We start from the raw sequence: 20,517 nt of genomic DNA on the forward strand, positions 1-20,517 counted from the left end.
ATGGGCGGGTTAAGGAGAGGTTAAGGTGAGAATAAATAGTGAAATTGAATATAGAGATAAAACGTTAGCATTAAACATCAATATGGTTCAATAAAACCATAAGCTAATCATGATAAATAGCAGCTATATGCCCCTACAGAACATATAGCCATCAAGATAAGCATGTTAATAATGGATACCATTATTATTGTTAAGCAATTATCGAACTTGGCTACAGGACGCGTTAACGATTATCAGCAATAAAATTAACGATTACTTTAGCTAATACTTCACCCTGCTCTTCTTGTAAATAATGGCCAGCATTCACAATAGTGGTGTGTTTTTGCCCTTTTGTGCCCGGTATTATTTCTTGCATCATTTTATCACCACCGGCAGTGATAGGATCAGAGTCACTAAATGCGGTCAAAAATGGCTTGTTCCACTGAGATAAAACTTTCCATGCTGCACGGTTTTTAAGTGTTGCTGGATCATCAGGCGTAATAGGCACTAACAAAGGAAATTCACGTGCACCAGTTTTGTATGTTTCATCAGGGAATGGGGCGTCATATGCTGCAATAACGTCATCTGATAAATCAGAAACAGATGCACCATTTATCATTTGTCCTGCAGGGAAATCAACCGATTCTTGCGAGTAGTTAAACCACTTCATAAATGCATCATTAGTTTCTTCATCACCCGTGGGTAACATGGTGTTTGCTGCAACAATACCGGTATAGCGTGGAATATCTTCAGCTGCCATACGCAGCCCGATTAAGCCGCCCCAGTCTTGGCATACCAAAGTAATGTTGGTTAATTCAAGTTGTAAAACGAATGATTTCATCCAATCAACATGACGTTGATAAGTATAATCAGAACGTTTACTTGGCTTATCTGAACGGCCAAATCCAATAATGTCAGGAACAATAACGCGATAACCAGCTTCAACAAGGATCGGGATCATTTTACGATATAAAAAACTCCATGAAGGCTCTCCATGCAGTAATAATATTGGCTCAGCATCTTTGTCTCCTTCATCAAGATAATGAATCCGTAACTGGCCTCCTTCAGTATCGTCCACTAATAGGTAATTAGGTGTAAACGGATATCCTGGTAAGTTAACAAAATAACTATCATCTGTTCGTAAAAATTCCATAACTATCTACTTTCCTTTTTTATAAAATAAATCAACTCTATGAGTCAGCTTTTTATTGCATGCACTACAACGCTAATAATTAAGTAACGAAGAGTGGTTGAGATTTCTAACACTAATTGAACTTAAATGACTTTCGTGTTTTATTAACTACACGAAACTTCTATCGTAGAAAAGTTTTTTATGACTAAGTAAAAAGATCAACTTCAACCCATATTACATTGTGATTTACGATGTTCTTTACGAACTATTTCAAGCCGAGACATTGCTGTAATAATATGAGCACTCTTTTGAAGATCACTTATATCAACACTGTCTGGTTGTTGATTTATCTTATTGGCGAAATAAACTGAAATAGATAGAATTAACTGTTCAGCTTGGGTCAAACTGTGATGTTCAACTTCTTTAATAAAAAGCAAATGAAAACATTGAAAAAAACAATCGAAAATTGAATTTTGATCTATTTTATATTTTTCATCATTTAGTTTTATCGGTGACTCAATCATGGCTGCAATAATATTACATATAGTAGCTTTATTTGTCGCACCCACGAATAAATCGTTGATAACTTGCTCTTGACTTAAATAGATATGTAATTGGTGAGCAAACTCTGCTTTATGCCATTGTTCTGAAACAGACCTAATCACATTCATATTAAACACCTTATTTAACGAAATAAACGCATTGGCATAGGCACCACATTCATGGTGGAAGCAAGTACTGATTCAAAATCTTGGGAAAGCAGAGCAATAGCCTTATAAAAATCAGTTTGTGCATATTCAATTGCTAACTCATGGCAGCGCCCAGACCATGGCAGCATATGTTGCTGTAATAATATGATTAATGCTTCTTTTGCCAATTTGTTATTGGGTTCATCTAATAATTGCTGTAACAGCTGATCGATTACTGAATAGAATAGAGAAATATGATCTATTGGTTGGTTGTACTTTAAGTCAAAGCTAATACCAAACTTTTTATAAAAACTCATCAATTGAATGGTGGATTGATCATTAAGAATTTGTTGTTCACCTAAATATACCGAGCCCCATGGCATTGCATTAGGTTCTCCGGGTCCAAAATATAATTGGCCATAATCCAGTTTCACTTCGTTAATTTGGTCTGGTTGCCATTGCGATATAAATTGACTTAATAAAACCTTACCTTTTTGGTTCGCTTCAGATCCTATCAATACTGGCCAGTTTTGATCAAGCTGGTTATCATTGAAATACTGGATAGAATCTACAGTCGGATAATCTAAAAACACATTATGTAATAAGCGAGCAATAGCATGAAGTTCAAGATATATATTCGTTGTTGTGTCGGTCATTATGCCTTCCTTTATATAGTATGATGCCCATGGGGGCATCATACTTAATGATTAGTATTAAACTTCAGAGTAGTTCAACACTTCACCTTGGCGGCCACCGTTCTTGTTTGCTTTTATGATCAAGTTTGGTGAGGTAATACTTTGTGGTGGTAGTGGTGCTATATGTCCGTCGCCATTACCATACTTAGCACGTAAGTTTTCCATCGTATCAAAATCCAATGCACGTAATGGGCATGAACCAACACAAATGGGCTGCTTTCCTTGTGCTAATCTATCGTAACAACCATCACACTTAGTCATTACTTTCCGTTGGGGATCTAATTGTGGAGCGTCATATGGGCAAGCCTCAGCGCAACTATTACAACCAATACATAAGTCTGTATGAACAAGAACTAACCCATCCTCACGACGCTTATGCATGGCACCAGTAGGACATGCTTTTACACATACAGGCTCGTTACAATGATTACAGCTAATAGAGGTGTAATAAGAGAAAACATTTTGCTCGAAACTACCGTCAGCATTAGTAGACCAATCACCACCACCATATTCATATACTCGGCGCCAGTTAATACCTTCTAATGCCGGTACACCTTGTTCAATTGGATTAGTTTTGCGAATAATATCACCTTGTCTATCTTTACAAGATATGTGACACGCTTTACAACCTGTGCACTTGGTGGTATCTAAATAAAAACCATATTGAGTTTGTTCTGTCATTTTTAATTACTCCATCAAGCGCTAGCAATTTGTACGCGATTTGTGTGCTGTGGATTACCTTTTGCCAAAGGGCTAGGCTGGTAACGGGTAAGAGTGTTAATACATCCACCAATATCAATAATATGGCCAGATGGACCGACTCTTCCTGAAGGATCTGGTGTGTACCAAGCTCCTTGGCCAAGAGCGAGAACACCTGGCGCAACACGAGGAGTTACTCTGACTGGGAGTTCAATAGTACCGCGTTGACTCCAAATAAGGGCTTTTGATCCTTGAGTTAAGCCTTGCTTGTAGGCATCTGCAGGATTCATCCAAACGGCATCTTCAACAGCTTCACGTAACCAAGGAACATTATGATAACTAGAGTGAGTACGACCTTTTGTATGATAACCCACTAATTGAAATGGATAATCCTCTGATGTTTCACTGTCCTCATAACCTTCCCAAGTCGCTTGGTACATAGGTATGCTAGTAATGTAATTGCCTTTTACTGTGCTATCAAATTCCCAGTCTGTACCCTTTTGAGCTAACTCAAGTGAGAAAATTTCGATTTTCCCTGATGGAGTATTTAGCGTATCGGTGCCATTTATATAGTCTTCTAATGCAACGACAGTTTTACCATCAAATGCACGGAAGACTCCTTGTGCTTGTGCTTCTTCATACGTACTAGGAAGAGGAGGAATTGCATTAGCATTATTACTATTTGTACGCGTTTTTTCATAAAGCTCAGTTAACCATCCGGCCTCATCTTTACCTTCTGTGTACTCGCCAAGTTTACCCATTTTCTCAGCAATCAAAGCACACATATCGTACATTGATTTACATTCCCATAACGGCTTAATGGCGGCTTTCATCGCAACTAAGTAGCCCATGATGCCCGAAGCATAACTGTCATTCACTAAATCGTTTGACTCTAACCAAGAGGTATCTGGGAGTAGAATGTCAGCGAATTTAGCTGATGATGTCATCCAACAGTCACAAACGACGATGAGTTCACATTTAGTTTCATCTTCAAGAATTTTAGCTATGCCATTAGAATCTGAATGTTGATTAATTAACGCATTAGAATTAATCGCGAAAATTGCTTTTGTATCAGCGCCCAATGGCGTATCTAAGTCAGCAGTTCCTCTAATCCCGTCTTTTCGAGTGGTCATTTCATGACCACGTTCTATTGCGTCAGGAAAAGTGAAGCAAGAAATGGATTCTTTGATCGGGTTAGATAAGCCAGACATTCCACTTCGGCTGAGACTTCCTTGACTTGGAAGAGCACCATTACTTACACCTGGTTGACCAACCTTACCCGTTAAGAAAGATAACATGTAGCAAGATCGCATGGCTTGTTCACCATTCGCATGTCGGTTTATACCTGCACCAGCAACAATGAATGGGGCACGAGCATTCATCAATTTTGTCGCAATTGATTTAATATGTGTTTCAGAAATACCACAGATCTTAGCTGCCCAGCTCGGTGTTTTAGGGCCAGTTGAAATAAACGTACCCTCACCTAAAATATAATCTTTGTAATTATCATTAGGATTAATGTATGGGATATATGCTTTTTTTTCAGGATCTTCAGAGATTTCGAATTCAGCTTTTAAATTAATTAAGGATTCTTTATCGTAACCAACACAGAATTTATCTAGAAAGTTTTTAGAATGGTTATCTACCCAACCAGAGCTAATCATTTCATAGGCAATACCTTCACATAGCGCTGCATCAGTACCTGGACGAATTGGGAACCAGTTATCCTCCTTCCCAGCCATTGAGTCGGTATATCGAGGATCAATCATGATCACTTCTAAACCATTGTTCTTTTGCAGTGCATTTAAAAAGTCATAACCTTCACCAGATCCAGACTGACGCATCTCACTGGGGTTATAGCCTAAGCCAATAAATAAATCACTATCATTTAGTGCTAGCAAGTTAGAGCCTGAAGTACTACTAAACCCTGTTGCAGCGGCAGCTTCAGTTTGTTGTGCCCACGAATAGTTACCATAAATATTCAGGAAACCACCATTGAGATTTAACACACGATTAAAACAACTTGAGCTAGAGAATCCATAATAAGCACCTGTACCATATATCTTTAATATGGACTTATTGCTGTATTCATTTGCAATACGTTGTAATTCACTTGCAATAGTGGATGCTGCTTCATCCCAGCTTATGGGTACAAATTTTCCTTCACCACGCTTACCAACACGTTTCATCGGTGTTTTTAAACGATCGGCAGCATAAGTGCGTTGTCGTAAAGAACGTCCACGAGCACAAGCGCGAATTTGATGATTAACACCATACTCGTCAGTCGTTTCGTTATCCGCTTCAACACGCGTGATAATCCCATCGCTGCTAAATACCTTAACAGGACAATTTGAACCACAGTTAACTAAACACGCAGACCAAGTAATGGTTTCATCACTGACTGGCGGTGTCGGAGGTATGACATTGGCATCATCAGAACTTGTGTTACAACCAGTAACAGTTGCAACACAGCTCAGTGCGGCACTTGCTTTTAAAAAACTTCTACGTTCCATAGATATATCCTCTCGTAGCATGAACGATGCGTCTTAGCGCAATTTGTAGGTAAACGCCAACATCACCTGGTGTGCGTTGTAGTTATGATTGATATCACCCAAGGTAATCATCCCTGCAATATCATTGACCCCTACGTTGGCTGCATCAGTATCGAAATAGCGTTCATAGCGGTAAGTTAATTTAAGTGCCATTTGCTCACTTAGGGCATAATCTGCATACATGCTGGCACTGTGACTATATGAATAATAATCGCCGTAAGTGCTACGCGTATCTGTAGAGCCAATGTAACTGTGAACTAGGGTGTCACTAATGGAATTACTGAATAGATAATCGATCCCTACTATCAGACGGTCTTGCATTAAACCGCTGTAGCTTAAACCCGTACCTATATTGATAAATTCATCTTCAATATCGTCTTGCCAATCAGATGAACTAAAGCTTTGACTGCCTGCTTGATTAGAGTTAATCCATTGCTGACTCCCAAACACATAACCATCTATATACTGATTAAATTGAATATTTACATTAACGTCATATCCGTAATCTTCTGATTCAGTTAATCCAATTTTAGTATCGTCATATTCGTCTTTGGCATAACGAGTTGTGATACCCAGATTCATCCAATCAGTTGGGTTATGCACAATCTTGAATTCGAGTGCATTGCGGTCACGATCTGCTAAGTAGTATTTACGCAATAAACTGTTGCTTTCAGATGAGGTTAGGTCGCTTGCTTCATACTCAGATCCACTGCGATTGGCATGCTCAACTTTAAGATTAACGTTAACGTTATCTAATGCGCGAACATTGAACTTCATCCATAAGTTATCGTCATTGGTTTGTTCTCTGTCACTAAAAGTACGATCAACGTCTTTGCGATCATAACCAGCTTGCAAGCGATAACCGCTGGCGATGCGATAGCTTGCGTTAACTTTATAAGTATTACGTTCCAAATCACGAGGGGTATTTTGTCTAAAAGCGCCGGTTAAACTATTAAAGTTATATTGAGCAAACTCGGCGGTAGAGCTTTGATTATCTCGCTTGGTGTAATCAATACTGCCACCTAAACGTAATCGATTAGTTATCATTGAGGTCAGAGCGAAACGACCGTCTAGCGTATCTATTTGACCGTCCCAATTTTGCAGTGGATTACCCGCCATTTGGATAAGATCTTCATCTTGGATCATACGTCCTGCGACAATACGTCCATTCATCACAGTGCGGTGGAGCTGATATTGACCTGATAACGACACTTGATGAGCTTGATTATCTGGTGTCGCCGAATACATGTCATTAACGTATGGAAGACTTAGATTGTCGATGTTGTTTTCATAATAGCTGCCAAAGTAACTCAGTTCAGTTAACCAGTTATCACCCGACAAGTGGATACCAGCATCCAATTGTTGAGTGGTAGAATCTGTCGGTAAACCAAAATTTATTGGGCTGGGTGATACGAGACTACTAGACTTGTAACCCGTTTTATCTTCTTGGCTATATTTAACAAATACACCATAGAAATCTTGATCAAATTCAAACCCTAAACCGACTTTTTCACGTTGTTGATTTAGGTCAAATTCATTAAGACTGTCACTAGGCGTCAACATACCGTTGTTGTGCCAAAGCGAACTTTGAACATCGCCAGCTTGATAGGTTTTGATAGAATCAATATCTAAGTTAAATTCATACAAGCCAGCTTGACCGCCAGATAGATGAGCAAAACCATTATCCATACCTAACTGATAAGCTTGAATCTTCGCTTCATAGCCTGACTCACCTTGGTATTTGATATTTCCACTCACTGCCGCAATACCGCCGTTATTGTCAGTACCTAAGGCATTAGCCGCATGAATATCATTAATGTCGTTATAACCCGCAGCAAGCGTTACCTCACCTTGGTACCCCGTAGAACTTATACAACGATTACACTCATAATTTTTTGTATTCACCGAATCCATGTTTGCGTTACCAACTGCAAAATTAGCAGCCATAACAGGTGATGACATGGCTATCATGGATATGGTGATCAGATTCAATTTAAATGACATAAACTTGCTCTCCATTAACGTTGTAGCAAACTGCCAGCAGGATGATTAGAACCATGAATTTTGCTATGACAATTCAAACAACTTTTGCCGCCACCAAATGAATCAATACCAGGTTCTGGGACAACACGGCTAGCATGACCGTCATTGGCATGACATTGCTGACATAATTGTGGTGCTCGGCTTTCAAGCATATTGTCATTGACACTGCCATGAGGGTTATGACAAGAGACGCAGTTTTCTGTTACTGGAGCATGTTCCCACAAGAAAGGTCCACGTTTTTCAGCATGACAGCTATAACAAGTGTCATTTACCGTTGGTTTATTGAGTGCGCTTTCGCTCATTGAGCCATGAGGAGAATGACAATCAATACAGGTCATTTGGTCCCACTTCATTGGATGCGATGATCGCTTGTTCATATCCGCTTTTTGTTGGGTATGACATGAGGTACATGTGTTATTCACACTCAATTTATCTAGTGCGGGGTCTTTCGCTGTATGAATGGTATGGCAATCACTACAAGCAATTTCTTCTAAGTTATGAGTGCTGGTATGCCACGCCATTTGTTTAGGGTCATTATGACAACCTTGGCAAACAGTATTTTGGGCTGGAGCAGATAGCTTGCTGTCTTTACCAAAAGCTATCATCGGCTCTTTACCACCGCGATTATGATTACCTTGTGGGCCATGACATGCCTCACACTGTAAGCCCGCCATTGGAGATGCCTCTGAAATGACCTTTCCGTGAGTTCCCTTAAATAAATCCATCACCTTTTCATTTTTTTTATGACACATAAGACAAGAGTCTGCCCCTTTAGGAGAATATTTCCCGTCAGTAAATTTTTGTTGTAATGTTGTATCTAACTGCTCTGCGGTTAAATCGTCCCACGGTAATGCATGAGCACTTTGCATTACCAATAATCCGCAACCAATGAGCATGGCGAGTTGATAGAGAGACCTCATTGTTAAATACCTCCTTAAATCTGAGTTTTTTACCTTCATGTCTTTACCTGTTGAATAATTACTTCATTAAAGTAAGTTTCTATATTTATTGTAGAAAATAAAATCGTAAACTTATTTTTCATTCTTAAGATCCAAAATAAACAATACTAACTAGCCGGGACTCTATTTGGTTTTCAGTTAACATCTATAAATCTATTGAGCCAATTTAATCAGAACATGCGTTCAAATACCTACATATAGGTATAAACAATGATAAATAACATGTGATTTACTTAACAAAAAAACAAACCTTATTTTCTTATCAGTCACGCATCACAACTAAAAGAAATATGTGATAGACACCACATAAGTTGGATATAAATAGGGTTTGAACTTGTTATATAATGTTTGGTTTTAAATGTTAGAATGTCAGCTTAATACAATGGAAATTTAAGGTATTACTTTATGGCTTTTGCTATGTCTCTAAGTTCTGAAAAAAAAAGCAGGTCTACTATATTCTTTCCTGACGTGGTCAAAACCGACATAATGAATTTCATTAAAGAAAATGGTGAGCTAAAAACGTTAAAGAAAGGAGAGTTGATTTCTAAAGATATTTTACTTAATAATTTTATATATTTAAAATCTGGATTGTTATTTTATATAAAAAGGACCAACAACTACACCAAACCTAAATTTGTGAATGTCATCATCCCTAACAGGTTGACTGATTATCATTTATTATTAGAAGACAATTGTACTTGCTGTAAAAGCATTAAAGTTGCTCGCGATAGCGAGATAATCCTTATCGATAAGTCTTTGATTAAAAGCTTAATAAAAAAAGATATTGAGCTTTTTACTCATTTTATGTTTGATGCCAACTATTTTACAGAAAGACAAACTGCATTGGCTATTTTTTTATTAACATCATCACCAGAAGATAAACTGATTAAGTTTCTATTCGATATTCTCGTCGCTTTAAAGACAGCGTTTTCATCAAAGTGGCTTACGATCAATTTAAAATTAACCCGCGAAGAAATTGCTGACATCTTACATATTAGCGTTATAAAGTTAGACTTAATGCTGGGAAGCTTAAAGAAAAAAGGCATGTTAGCCAAAGAAAAAGGGGGGTTTAATATTAATACAACATTATTTAATGAACTTTCTCCTTGTCCTTTAGGTAGGGAAGATGCGCAAGGATGCAAATCGAATAATATGTCAAAATTTAAAGTAAAAAATATGATTGAAATCAAAAGTTATTAATTAAAAACTTATAGATAAACGTTAAAACTAGCGCCTTAATTAGAAACATCACAACTACTTAAATGAAACATAAAAACTACTTCAATGAAACAATAATAACACAACCACTAACTAGTATGAGTTGATAGATTATGATGTAATCGGGTTTTATGTAAATAAATTAAAATTGGGATTAATTGAAGACACCTATAAAGTAGAATAAAACATACATTTGATCATTTTTCCTTCTCGATTTACAACGAGGTTTGATATCGTTGTAAAAATCGCTTTTCAACTAGATATCCGCTCACATATTTTAATAATAAATAAGTTGTATTTAAATTAACATCTAATGCCCTTCAACCGCCTGCTTAATGCACTTTGGCTAATTCCCAATATTTGCGCTGCCGCTGTTTGGTTGTTAGCTGTACGGCTCATGGCTTCGTCCATTAACGCTTGGTTCATCTGTGCAATGGTAGGCAGTTGTTTAGGAAAGATAATTCGGTCTTGCGGTACTGCCGTTAATGATTTGTGTTCATTAATGGCTTCCATAAAAGCAGAGGTGTTAAGCGCTATGCCATCACTGCGACTAACGGCATCAAATACCATGCCTTTGAGCTCGTGTAGATTACCGGGGAAATCATAACTGGCTAGTCTAGAGGCTAAATCTGCAGGTTGAATCGGCGCTGGTAAATTCATTTCTGCTGCGGCTAGGGCGATGAAATGATTGATCAACATCGCAATATCTAACTGCCTTTCAGCTAATGGCGGTAATTTAATTTTATGTGCCCGTAAACGGTAGAGTAGATCGCTCCTAAACTTACCTGCTTGATGAAGTTTGAGTAAATCATCTTGAGTTGATACCACAAACTTACATTTTACCGGATAGGCAGTGTCGCTACCTAAAGGGTAATATTGTTTGCTTTCTAACAGCGCTAATAACTTAACTTGAGCATCCAATGGTAGCGTGCCAATTTCATTAAGATAGAGTACCCCACTGCCCACTTGATGCAATAAACCTGCAACTGCTTCTAGCTCGCCATTATTGTGATGATACAGTTGACCACACATTTTTTGCTCAAATGACTCACAACTAATACCCGCAAGATTAATGCTAACGAAGGGTTCATTAGGGCTATAAAGTGCATGGCAAGATTGAGCAAACTCGCTTTTACCGGTTCCGCTAGCGCCATAAATTAACAAGGGCTCAGGGCTACATGATACGGCTTCAAGATAACGAAACTGATCTAATAGCTGTGGCTCGCAAGTTAACATGTTATTGAATGCTTGCGGGTTATCTAAGGTTCGGCTTAAAAATTTCTCTTTGATATAAAGGTAGTTTCTTTCAAGCCCGACCACTTCAAGTGCACGGCGAACTGTTCGTGCAAGTTCATCGACATTGTCTGTTTTAATAAAGTAGTCATAAGCACCATTCTTAATACAACGAACTGCAGTATCAACCTCATTTACCCCAGTCACTATAATGACTCGAGTGTTAGGGAAATCGCTGCGGATCATCGCTAATAATTCTTCACCGGAGTGAAATGGCATAGTGAGATCAACTAGCACTAGCGCATAGTCGCCAACCTGTAAGCGACTACTCACCTGGCGACTGTCGACACAAGTGTCAATTTCAGCTTCGGGAACTAGGCGGTTAAGGGTTATCGCGAGTGTTCGTAACCATGCAGCTTCGTCGTCGATTAACAGAATATTTCTGGCTAGTTTCATGGGCTAATCCTGTTGTGCTAATGCAAAAATAAGTCGAATTTGCGTGCCTTTGCCTAAGGTAGACTGAATCTGCATTTCGCCTTGATGTTCTTTAATTATTTTACTGCACACCGATAACCCTAAGCCGCTACCACCTTCGTTACGCCTAGTGGTGAAAAAGGGTTCGGTAATACGTTTTAATGTGGCACTGTCCATCCCGCAGCCATTGTCTTTAATACTGAGTATGGCCATGTTGTTTGCAACATGTGTGTCTATCACTATTATCCCTGGCTGGGTTGAGCAAGCATTACACGCATTTTGAATGAGGTTAATTAACACCTGATGTAACTGTTGAGCATCGCCTGTAATGCAAGGGCTAGGATCACATAACATGGTGCTGATCTGGTGAGATTTTGTTTGATTCGCGGTGAGGCGCTGGGCCACTTGAACCACATCATTTAAACTCACTAGGGTATATTGATCAGCAATATGCGGCATAGCGTAACGCTTTAGGTCATTAACAATTCGACTGATACGTTTAGCACCCTCTTCTATAGAGCCACAACTATACTGTAACTCTTCAATAGCAATGTCTGGGTTTAGCCCTGCAATAAGCCAGAAAGGATTTTGTTTCTGATAGTGCTTAGCGGCAGGCGTTAAGTCTTTCATGGCTGCGGTAAATAGTGATACTGCATGTACAATAAGGCCGGTTGGATTATTGATTTCATGGGCAATTCCCGCAGACAACTCTCCCAATGAAGCTAAACGACTGGCTTCTTCATTAGCTTGGCGTAATCGATGCTGCTCGGTTGATTCTTCAAGTAGAATCACCACCTGATTGTTGGCAATGGGATGAATTTGTAATTGCCAAAATTGCTGCTGATACCGCATATCGGCAGTAAACGACTTTTGAGTCGACAACACCTCTAATACTGCGGCTTTAAGCTTAAAAACATTGTTGTCGACATAGTAAAATTCATCTGAATCTAACAAGTGAATATTGTTATCGTTACTCCATAAATGCTGGAGTTCCTGGTTTACTATGGTCACGCCATTAGGAAGCCCATCGAGAACAGATTGGAACTGTTGTGACAATTCAGATATTTCAACTTCAATCCGCTTTCGTTGAATTAATTCGGCATCGAGCGCTTTAGTATGGCGGCGTAAACTAGCGCTTATAAACCCGGTGAAAATCATCCCAATAGCAGACATAATCGCTACTAAAATTGCGAGGGCAAACATGCGCTTTTCGGAAGAGGTTAAATCAACTTTTTCACGCCCGGTGCCAAACCATTTATTAACCAGTTTGTCGTATTCACCCGATAATTTTAACTGCCTAAGCGCCTCGTTAATTTGGTACATCAGTTCAGTTTTTGTCTCATTCGCGACAAAATTAAATGCCCCGTAAATTAACGCATCACTGGAACTTCGCACCGATGGATATAGCGGAAGTAAGCGCCGCGCAACAAAACTCTCGGCAATAACCACGTCGACTTGGTTTTTTATCAGTAATTGAAAACCGGTTTCATACAAATCAACATCCACGCGGTCGAAATTTTGCAGATGGTCAGATAAAAACACATCAACAAAGGCACCATTTTTAATAGCAACCCGCTTACCAACAAGATCTGCCCAATTGTTTATTAACGCCTTACCCTGCAAGGTATAAGCTTTAGCGTGGGTTGCATATATAGGATCAGATTGCGCTAACTTACGATCCATGTTCACCGGGCTAACCACAGCAATCACATCGATATCGCTGTCAGGATCATGAACATCTTTTACCAATTGTTGAAAACTCTTTCGACGTACAATAATGCGCTTATTGGTCAGCTGGCCAATTCTATCCATCAACTCGATATTAAAGCCTTGATCAACGCCGTTATTCCGCCACTCTAATGGCGCTGTTTTTGAATGTACGCCAAAGACAATGCTGTCTTGCGCGAGCACAGGCATAGTGATGATGATAAGTAATAACAATAGAGTTTTCATGCCGCGATGTTACCCATTTTTTCCACTTGAAACTGTGCAGCATTACCCGAATTAGCAAATCATTATGTACGTTTTCTTATGATGTTAACTCGATGTGATCTATCTCCACATAAGCTATGCAAAATTGCATATACCTCTTTATAACTATGCATGTTTGCATAGCGCATTTTTAGGCTTGTGATTGAGTTGTCATTTCTGCCCTCTATTCTGGTTATCTGGTTGTTGATTGCGCCCCCTTAGGCAAAGATTACATTGAGCGAAAATAATAGCTGATCAACTCGATGCTAATTTGGACCGTATTTTTAAAGTGAAGTGAAGTCAGTTTCACTTCAGCCTAACTAAAACAATAAGAGGCTTCTATAGTTAATGAATAAACCGTCATTACGTATAGAAGGGGGAGCAAAAATGAAAAAGATGAATCTTGCAGTCTGTATTGCTACATTAATGGGCACAGCAGGCCTAATGGGCACTGCTGTTGCGGCTGATAACTTAGCTGAATTCCATGTACAAAACCAAGAATGTGATAGCTGCCATACACCAGATGGTGAACTGTCAAACGACAGCTTAACCTATGAAAATACCCAATGCGTATCTTGCCATGGCACACTTGCTGAAGTAGCTGAAACCACAAAACATGAACATTATAATGCTCATGCTTCTCATTTCCCTGGCGAAGTAGCTTGTACCTCATGCCACAGCGCACACGAAAAATCGATGGTGTATTGTGACTCTTGCCACAGCTTCGATTTCAACATGCCTTATGCTAAAAAATGGCTACGTGACGAGCCGACTATTGCTGAATTGGCCAAAGACAAATCAGAACGTCAGGCTGCTCTTGCTAGCGCACCTCACGATACTGTTGACGTAGTGGTTGTCGGTTCTGGCGGCGCAGGTTTCTCAGCGGCAATATCAGCAACAGACAGTGGTGCTAAAGTCATTCTTATTGAAAAAGAGCCTGTTATTGGTGGTAATGCTAAGTTAGCTGCGGGTGGCATGAACGCTGCTTGGACTGATCAACAAAAAGCCAAAAAAATTACTGACAGCCCAGAGTTAATGTTCGAAGACACCATGAAAGGTGGCCAAAACATAAATGACCCTGCATTAGTTAAAGTATTAAGCTCACACTCTAAAGACTCTGTTGATTGGATGACCGCTATGGGTGCCGATTTAACTGATGTTGGCATGATGGGTGGCGCATCTGTTAATCGTGCGCATCGTCCAACCGGTGGTGCGGGTGTTGGTGCTCATGTTGTTCAAGTACTTTATGATAATGCAGTGAAACGCAATATCGACTTACGCATGAACACTCGCGGCATTGAAGTGCTTAAAGATGATAAAGGCACTGTTAAAGGTATTCTGGTTAAGGGGATGTACAAAGGTTACTACTGGGTGAAAGCCGATGCGGTAATCTTAGCAACGGGTGGTTTCGCTAAAAATAACGAGCGTGTCGCAAAGCTTGATCCTTCACTAAAAGGCTTTATCTCTACTAACCAACCTGGTGCAGTAGGTGATGGACTGGATGTAGCTGAAAATGCGGGTGGCGCATTGAAAGACATGCAGTATATCCAAGCTCACCCAACACTATCTGTTAAAGGTGGCGTAATGGTCACTGAAGCGGTACGTGGTAATGGTGCGATTTTGGTTAACCGTGAAGGTAAGCGTTTCGTTAACGAAATTACTACTCGTGATAAAGCATCTGCCGCTATCTTAGCGCAAACCGGTAAATCAGCTTATTTGATTTTTGATGATTCTGTGCGTAAGTCACTGTCAAAAATTGATAAGTATATTGGTTTAGGTGTTGCACCAACGGCAGATAGCCTAGTTAAATTAGGTAAAATGGAAGGTATTGACGGCAAAGCACTGACTGAAACTGTCGCGCGTTACAACAGCTTAGTGAGTAGCGGTAAAGACACTGATTTTGAGCGTCCAAACCTACCGCGCGCACTTAACGAAGGTAACTACTATGCAATTGAAGTTACACCTGGTGTTCACCACACTATGGGTGGCGTGATGATCGACACTAAAGCTGAAGTCATGAATGCTAAGAAGCAGGTTATCCCTGGCTTGTATGGTGCTGGTGAGGTTACTGGCGGTGTTCATGGTGCTAACCGCTTAGGTGGTAATGCTATTTCAGACATCATCACCTTCGGTCGCTTAGCGGGTGAAGAAGCTGCAAAATATTCTAAAAAGAACTAATCGATTTAGAATTCACTGACTCGCTAGTATCAGTAAGCCACAGTTCATTGCTGTGGCTTTTTTTATGCGTCAATATCTCCATACCTATCGAATTAACCTCAACTAGGGGTAGAGATGAGAATAGAATTATAAAGATATTAAGCTTAGCCATTAACCACTCTCAAACTTGTCATTTGTTTTACTAACAAGGCGAATTAACCCGTCAATAGCTGGCCTATTGCAAGTCTTCTCATGTAAAAAATAACGCAGTTAGCAAGACAAAGGGCTGTTTGCGAGGCGTTTGTTATCTCGAGTTCTGGTTAATTAATGCATAATCGATGGCACTGAAAATTTTGCATTAACTCATTAGCTAATTTACAACGCTCATTCACTGGCTAATTTACAAAGCTATCAAAGGATAATAATGAAACAGTCTATAGTTCACATCGCGCTAGTGGTGAATGATTACGATGAAGCCATCGATTTTTATGTTAATAAATTGAAGTTTGATTTAATTGAAGACACCTATCAAGCAGAACAAGACAAACGCTGGGTTGTGGTGTCGCCTCCGGGGTCAAACGGAGTCTCGTTGCTGCTAGCAAGGGCATCAAAACCAGAGCAGCATGATTTTATTGGTAACCAAGCCGGCGGACGGGTATTTCTTTTTTTGAATACCGACGATTTTTGGCGCGACTATAACCGCATGCAACTCGATGGGATTAAGTTTGTGCGTCCGCCTCAAGAGCAAGACTACGGCACAGTGGCAGTTTTTGAAGATCTATACGGCAATCTTTGGGACTTACTGCAGTTAAATGATAAGCAGCCAATATAGATAATTAATCCACAAAACTAGCCAAATCCTAACCAAACATTTGATTCCGACACATAGGGAAAAAGCGTTTTTCATTTTATGCTGACTAACTAAACCACACATACTGCAAGCTAACTAACATAAAAAAGCCAGTTGGAATATCCAACTGGCTTAATCAAAACCGTCACTCTATTTCAGAGCCGGTATATGTGCTGTAGCACTATTACAAAGCAAATTTATAATAGACGTAAAAACGAGTGTCAGTTAAGTCGTCGTCAGTTGAGTAGTTAACTATGGCGTGACGCGCGCGTACACTCAGGCCGTCGACATATTTAGCCAGGTCGTACACCACTGAAAAGTCGGTTTCGTCGATGTCTTTGCTTGAGTCGCCATCAATTTCATAGCTAGCCCAGTTAAGATATGTGCTAACGCCGCTTAGTGCTGAGTCGGGTGAAAAATTATAAGCGAGTTGAGCACCGTAGCCGTCTTCGTTAGCACGTGATGACTGAACCACTTGTTGAATAATCACTTTTTCATCGCCAAATGGAGCCACTACGTCGCCATCGCCAGTGGTCACATACTTAAATGTGGCATCAAATCCGTTCCATTTCATCCCTAAATGGAAGCCTGCTTGGTAAGTGTCGAATTGTGCAGCGCTTTGGTCTAGCAGACCTGTAGAGTCTTGTTTTAAATAAGACGGAATGAAATACCAGTTGGCGGCACCCATTTCACCGCTCATATCTAATTTAACATGATACTGGTTGTACACATCTTCCATTGAGTAGTACCACAAGCTAGTTTTAGCTTTTACCGACTCTAACGGTAGATTGTAATCTAAACCTAAAGCGTAAATAGGGTTGTCTTCTACATCGATGAACACGCCCTTACGTGCAAATTCACCTCGGATACCATCAGCCACACTAGCAAACTCTTCGTTAGTCCAACCCATGTAGTCAGTGATATACAGTGCTGATACGCCCAAGTTCTCAATTGAGGTATTTTTAATACTGGCACCACGATACGTGAACGGGATTGCTCTTAATGGAAACGGGTTCATCATAGGTGTACGTAACTCTTGAGCACCAACCACTATTTTGGTGTCATACCAATTACCGCTAACAAAGTATTCTTGTAAACGGTTAACTGATGTACGTTCTACCACAGAGCCTGGTGCTCCTCCACCAACAAGTCCGTACAGACCATCATCGTTTGCATCCCAAATTGGGTTAGCTGAAGCAAATGAACTGCCAAAGCTTATGCCGTTAGCTTCGCCAGAGCGCAAGTAAAACAGACCACCAAATGATGTATCACGTCTGTCAGTACTTTCTCCATCAAAGTTACGCTGAAAATCAAATAGTTGAAATTGACCTTTTACACTGCCGTCATTAAATATGTTGGCCATAGGCTCAGCCGCAAAAGCTGGACTTGCAGCGAGACATGCAACAACCAAAGGCAGTAGTTTTGTTTTCATCATCATTTTTCTCATCCTAATTATTGTTAACTTTTCTTGTGGTCGAGATATTAAGGTGCCAAATGGCCGACTTATGGCACAACAAAGTCAAAACGAAGGTGGCAGCTACCACAGTAGTTTTCTGACTTTTGGTGTACGTTGTGACATTTAACGCAGTCGGTTTCGGTGCCAAAATGGCGATTTTCATGTGGGTTTGTTGGCTTAACATCCTTGGTTTTAGCGGCTAGCTTTTTAGTGTTGTGGCATGTCACGCACTTAGACATAGTCACAGGCTCACGCGTTTCAGCTTTACCATGGCAGCTAGCACATTTAAGTCCTTTAGCCGCATGAGTTTGATCCAATAAGGTAGTATTGTCAGCCATTGCAGTACTTGCGAAAAAGCTCAATGCAAGACAAAGCAAGGTGTTGCGCAGTGTTAATTTCTTCATTGTGTTATTCCATTATTCATTGGGGAAGGTGCCGAACGTCGGGCATCCATTTAACTGTCTTTACGCCCTATAGCTTGGCCACGTACTTACCGGCTAAATAGCCAAACGTATAACAACGCCCTAGTGACAATCCGAATACAGTCAGTGGGTAATCAACGCCACCATAGAAGCCGCCACCTAAGTTACCGATAACGAATAAACCGCCAATTTTTTTGCCATCAGCATCAAGTGCTTGATGATTTTTATCGACTAGCATTCCTGAACAAAGGGTTGAGATACGCATGCGGCGATGAATGCCATAGAAAGGAGCTTTAACAATGGGAAGCATTTTTGCTGAAGGCTTACCAAAATCGTCATCTTTACCTGTTTTGCAAAGCTCGTTATAACGCTTAATATTGGCAACGAAGGTTTTAGGGTCACATTCAAGTTTTACTGCAAGCTCTTCCAAAGTATTGGCTGAGTAGGTATTTGTCTGAGATGCATACACGCCGATCTTAGGCGCTGGATCTTCAGGCATATAGATTTTCATTTCTTCAGGTGAGTACAGTTTTCCAGGCCAGTCTTTAGCTTGAGTCATGTAATTTGAATCGAAGACCTGAGAGTAATTACCCGCATTTTCTGCATCACGTAGGTAGTTATTCATCAATGACATTTCAACAGTTTCATTGACGAAACGATTACCTTTACGGTTAACAGCAAGGAATGGCATATCACACATTGAAGCAGGACCTGCATCAAAATCGTGTAACATTTTGGTATGGCCAATAGGTTCAATTACGCCACCCGCCCAGTACGCCATAGAGAAACCGTCGCCAGTACGATCCATTTGCTTACGTTCGAAATGCTTTAAATCAGGAATGAAGAAATTACACATCGCTTCGTTATTCTGGTAATCACCAGACGATAAAATCACACCTTTTTTGGCTAGGTATTTGTGATACTTACCATCACGATCTTTGGCAATAACACCGATAACTTTGCCAGATACATCTTGGATAAGTTGCTGTGCAGGCATGTTGAAGAAGAATTTAACACCCGCTTTTTCAGCCACTTTAGCCAAATCACGCATGCCGTCACCGGTGGTATATGGCTTAGGGCCACAAAATGAGGTAACAAAGTTGAGTTTATGTTCAGTGACACCATGAATACCATGTTGCACTTTTGTGCCTTGGTCTACGATTTGCGCGCCACCTTTTTTAGCACGATCAATCACCCAAGAAACCGCCTCACCAGAGTTATACGCCCATTCTCTTACAAGTTCTGGGTGACAACGGTGAGCGCTGTCACCCATAAGACGGTTTACCATTGCTTCTACGGCAGCCTTGTCGCTGTTGGCCAAATCAATACCAGAACCCGTGTTACCTTGAGACACGACAATCGCTTGTTTTTGCAATACTGCAACTTTAGCGCCGTTTTCTGCCGCAGATAACGCAGCAGGAACACCAGAAGCACCAGCACCAACCACAACCACATCGAACGTTTGTGTCGATGCGATCAGTCTGTCAGAAATCGGTTTCGGCTTAGGCATAAACTCTAACGTTGCGCCGCCATCTGAACTTTTAGCTGCGTTTTGGCAAGCTTCATCTGTTGCAGCAGAAGCCATTCCGCCACTTAGGCCGGTAAATGCAACTGCGCCAGTACCCACTGCAGCACGAGTTAAAAAGCTACGTCGTGAAATACCATTTTGCAGGACATTCGCGGTGTATTGATCGATTGCTTCCGGCTTGTTTGAATCATTATTACTCATTGTCATACTCCTTTTGCCCCCACCGTCACAATGGATACAACATCATTTACTGCGATATTGGACCCGCTCATAACCGTATAGAGCTACTGTGTTCTACTTGCATCAAAAGTAGGGCTCGCTCAGAAAGTGGGGAAAAGTCTTAATATGATAATGGTTAAATATTAACCCCAAATTCGATACGTTAAATGTATGACATATGACATTACTCATAAAGGGATAGTTATTACATCTATGGAGTAGATCTCAAAAAAAATGAATT

General features: G+C 40.2%; 15 protein-coding genes. 3 read left to right on the top strand and 12 right to left on the bottom strand.

Annotation, left to right across the window (positions count from 1 at the left end; genetic code table 11):
- Window positions 1-223: 223 nt before the first annotated feature.
- The 7 genes from SFRI_RS18910 to SFRI_RS18940 all read right to left on the bottom strand — a co-directional run bounded on the left by SFRI_RS18910 (window position 224) and on the right by SFRI_RS18940 (window position 8,685).
- Window positions 224-1,132 carry a haloalkane dehalogenase gene (locus SFRI_RS18910; RefSeq protein ID WP_011639095.1) on the bottom strand — a complete coding sequence of 303 codons (909 nt, stop codon included), beginning with the start codon at window positions 1,130-1,132 and terminating at the stop codon, window positions 224-226.
- A 203-nt stretch (window positions 1,133-1,335) separates the two neighbouring features.
- Window positions 1,336-1,782, bottom strand: a complete 447-nt coding sequence (locus tag SFRI_RS18915; RefSeq protein ID WP_011639096.1) for a hypothetical protein — start codon at window positions 1,780-1,782, stop codon at window positions 1,336-1,338.
- Between the two features lie 14 nt (window positions 1,783-1,796).
- Window positions 1,797-2,456, bottom strand: coding sequence for a TorD/DmsD family molecular chaperone (locus SFRI_RS18920; RefSeq protein ID WP_011639097.1), 660 nt, complete (start codon window positions 2,454-2,456; stop codon window positions 1,797-1,799).
- A gap of 57 nt (window positions 2,457-2,513) precedes the next feature.
- Entirely contained in the window at window positions 2,514-3,176 is a 663-nt protein-coding gene (locus SFRI_RS18925; protein WP_011639098.1) for a DMSO/selenate family reductase complex B subunit, read from the bottom strand.
- A gap of 14 nt (window positions 3,177-3,190) precedes the next feature.
- On the bottom strand, window positions 3,191-5,707 hold the full coding sequence (locus SFRI_RS18930; RefSeq protein WP_011639099.1) for a DMSO/selenate family reductase complex A subunit: 2,517 nt from the start codon (window positions 5,705-5,707) through the stop codon (window positions 3,191-3,193).
- A 33-nt stretch (window positions 5,708-5,740) separates the two neighbouring features.
- Window positions 5,741-7,750: an MtrB/PioB family decaheme-associated outer membrane protein gene (locus SFRI_RS18935; RefSeq protein WP_011639100.1), complete on the bottom strand. Its 2,010-nt coding sequence runs from the start codon at window positions 7,748-7,750 to the stop codon at window positions 5,741-5,743.
- Between the two features lie 14 nt (window positions 7,751-7,764).
- The gene (locus SFRI_RS18940) at window positions 7,765-8,685 is read right to left on the bottom strand and encodes a DmsE family decaheme c-type cytochrome (RefSeq protein WP_392342885.1); all 921 of its coding nucleotides are present in this window, start codon (window positions 8,683-8,685) and stop codon (window positions 7,765-7,767) included.
- Between the two features lie 468 nt (window positions 8,686-9,153).
- On the opposite strand from SFRI_RS18940, the gene SFRI_RS18945 reads away from it, so the two are divergent.
- Window positions 9,154-9,948, top strand: coding sequence for a Crp/Fnr family transcriptional regulator (locus SFRI_RS18945; RefSeq protein ID WP_011639102.1), 795 nt, complete (start codon window positions 9,154-9,156; stop codon window positions 9,946-9,948).
- Window positions 9,949-10,269: 321 nt separating this feature from the next.
- On the opposite strand, the gene SFRI_RS18950 is transcribed toward SFRI_RS18945, so the two are convergent.
- Window positions 10,270-11,655: a sigma-54-dependent transcriptional regulator gene (locus SFRI_RS18950; RefSeq protein WP_011639103.1), complete on the bottom strand. Its 1,386-nt coding sequence runs from the start codon at window positions 11,653-11,655 to the stop codon at window positions 10,270-10,272.
- 3 nt (window positions 11,656-11,658) lie between these two features.
- Window positions 11,659-13,626, bottom strand: coding sequence for an ATP-binding protein (locus SFRI_RS18955; RefSeq protein ID WP_011639104.1), 1,968 nt, complete (start codon window positions 13,624-13,626; stop codon window positions 11,659-11,661).
- Between the two features lie 405 nt (window positions 13,627-14,031).
- Between SFRI_RS18955 and SFRI_RS18960 the strand changes: the two genes are divergently transcribed.
- Entirely contained in the window at window positions 14,032-15,822 is a 1,791-nt protein-coding gene (locus tag SFRI_RS18960) for a flavocytochrome c (protein WP_041413240.1), read from the top strand.
- Window positions 15,823-16,225: 403 nt separating this feature from the next.
- On the top strand, window positions 16,226-16,633 hold the full coding sequence (locus SFRI_RS18965) for a VOC family protein (protein ID WP_011639106.1): 408 nt from the start codon (window positions 16,226-16,228) through the stop codon (window positions 16,631-16,633).
- 202 nt (window positions 16,634-16,835) lie between these two features.
- On the opposite strand, the gene SFRI_RS18970 is transcribed toward SFRI_RS18965, so the two are convergent.
- The 3 genes from SFRI_RS18970 to SFRI_RS18980 form a co-directional block, all read right to left on the bottom strand.
- The gene (locus SFRI_RS18970; RefSeq protein WP_011639107.1) at window positions 16,836-18,089 is read right to left on the bottom strand and encodes an OprD family outer membrane porin; all 1,254 of its coding nucleotides are present in this window, start codon (window positions 18,087-18,089) and stop codon (window positions 16,836-16,838) included.
- Between the two features lie 65 nt (window positions 18,090-18,154).
- The gene (locus SFRI_RS18975) at window positions 18,155-18,511 is read right to left on the bottom strand and encodes a cytochrome c3 family protein (protein WP_011639108.1); all 357 of its coding nucleotides are present in this window, start codon (window positions 18,509-18,511) and stop codon (window positions 18,155-18,157) included.
- Between the two features lie 67 nt (window positions 18,512-18,578).
- Window positions 18,579-20,258 (bottom strand): FAD-dependent oxidoreductase, encoded by a 1,680-nt coding sequence (locus SFRI_RS18980; RefSeq protein WP_011639109.1) that lies wholly within the window; start codon window positions 20,256-20,258, stop codon window positions 18,579-18,581.
- Between the last annotated feature and the right edge of the window lie 259 nt (window positions 20,259-20,517).

The sequence above is a fragment of the Shewanella frigidimarina NCIMB 400 genome (assembly GCF_000014705.1).
Lineage (GTDB): Bacteria > Pseudomonadota > Gammaproteobacteria > Enterobacterales > Shewanellaceae > Shewanella > Shewanella frigidimarina.

Bases quoted from the DNA above. Each gene is read 5' to 3' on its own strand.
- SFRI_RS18910 (WP_011639095.1), bottom strand. From the start codon at position 1,132: ATGGAATTTTTACGAACAGATGATAGTTATTTTGTTAACTTACCAGGA.
- SFRI_RS18945 (WP_011639102.1), top strand. From the start codon at position 9,154: ATGGCTTTTGCTATGTCTCTAAGTTCTGAAAAAAAAAGCAGGTCTACT.
- SFRI_RS18980 (WP_011639109.1), bottom strand. From the start codon at position 20,258: ATGAGTAATAATGATTCAAACAAGCCGGAAGCAATCGATCAATACACC.
- SFRI_RS18955 (WP_011639104.1), bottom strand. From the start codon at position 13,626: ATGAAAACTCTATTGTTATTACTTATCATCATCACTATGCCTGTGCTC.
- SFRI_RS18965 (WP_011639106.1), top strand. From the start codon at position 16,226: ATGAAACAGTCTATAGTTCACATCGCGCTAGTGGTGAATGATTACGAT.
- SFRI_RS18930 (WP_011639099.1), bottom strand. From the start codon at position 5,707: ATGGAACGTAGAAGTTTTTTAAAAGCAAGTGCCGCACTGAGCTGTGTT.
- SFRI_RS18960 (WP_041413240.1), top strand. From the start codon at position 14,032: ATGAAAAAGATGAATCTTGCAGTCTGTATTGCTACATTAATGGGCACA.
- SFRI_RS18940 (WP_392342885.1), bottom strand. From the start codon at position 8,685: ATGCTCATTGGTTGCGGATTATTGGTAATGCAAAGTGCTCATGCATTA.
- SFRI_RS18935 (WP_011639100.1), bottom strand. From the start codon at position 7,750: ATGTCATTTAAATTGAATCTGATCACCATATCCATGATAGCCATGTCA.
- SFRI_RS18950 (WP_011639103.1), bottom strand. From the start codon at position 11,655: ATGAAACTAGCCAGAAATATTCTGTTAATCGACGACGAAGCTGCATGG.
- SFRI_RS18915 (WP_011639096.1), bottom strand. From the start codon at position 1,782: ATGAATGTGATTAGGTCTGTTTCAGAACAATGGCATAAAGCAGAGTTT.
- SFRI_RS18920 (WP_011639097.1), bottom strand. From the start codon at position 2,456: ATGACCGACACAACAACGAATATATATCTTGAACTTCATGCTATTGCT.
- SFRI_RS18970 (WP_011639107.1), bottom strand. From the start codon at position 18,089: ATGATGATGAAAACAAAACTACTGCCTTTGGTTGTTGCATGTCTCGCT.
- SFRI_RS18925 (WP_011639098.1), bottom strand. From the start codon at position 3,176: ATGACAGAACAAACTCAATATGGTTTTTATTTAGATACCACCAAGTGC.
- SFRI_RS18975 (WP_011639108.1), bottom strand. From the start codon at position 18,511: ATGAAGAAATTAACACTGCGCAACACCTTGCTTTGTCTTGCATTGAGC.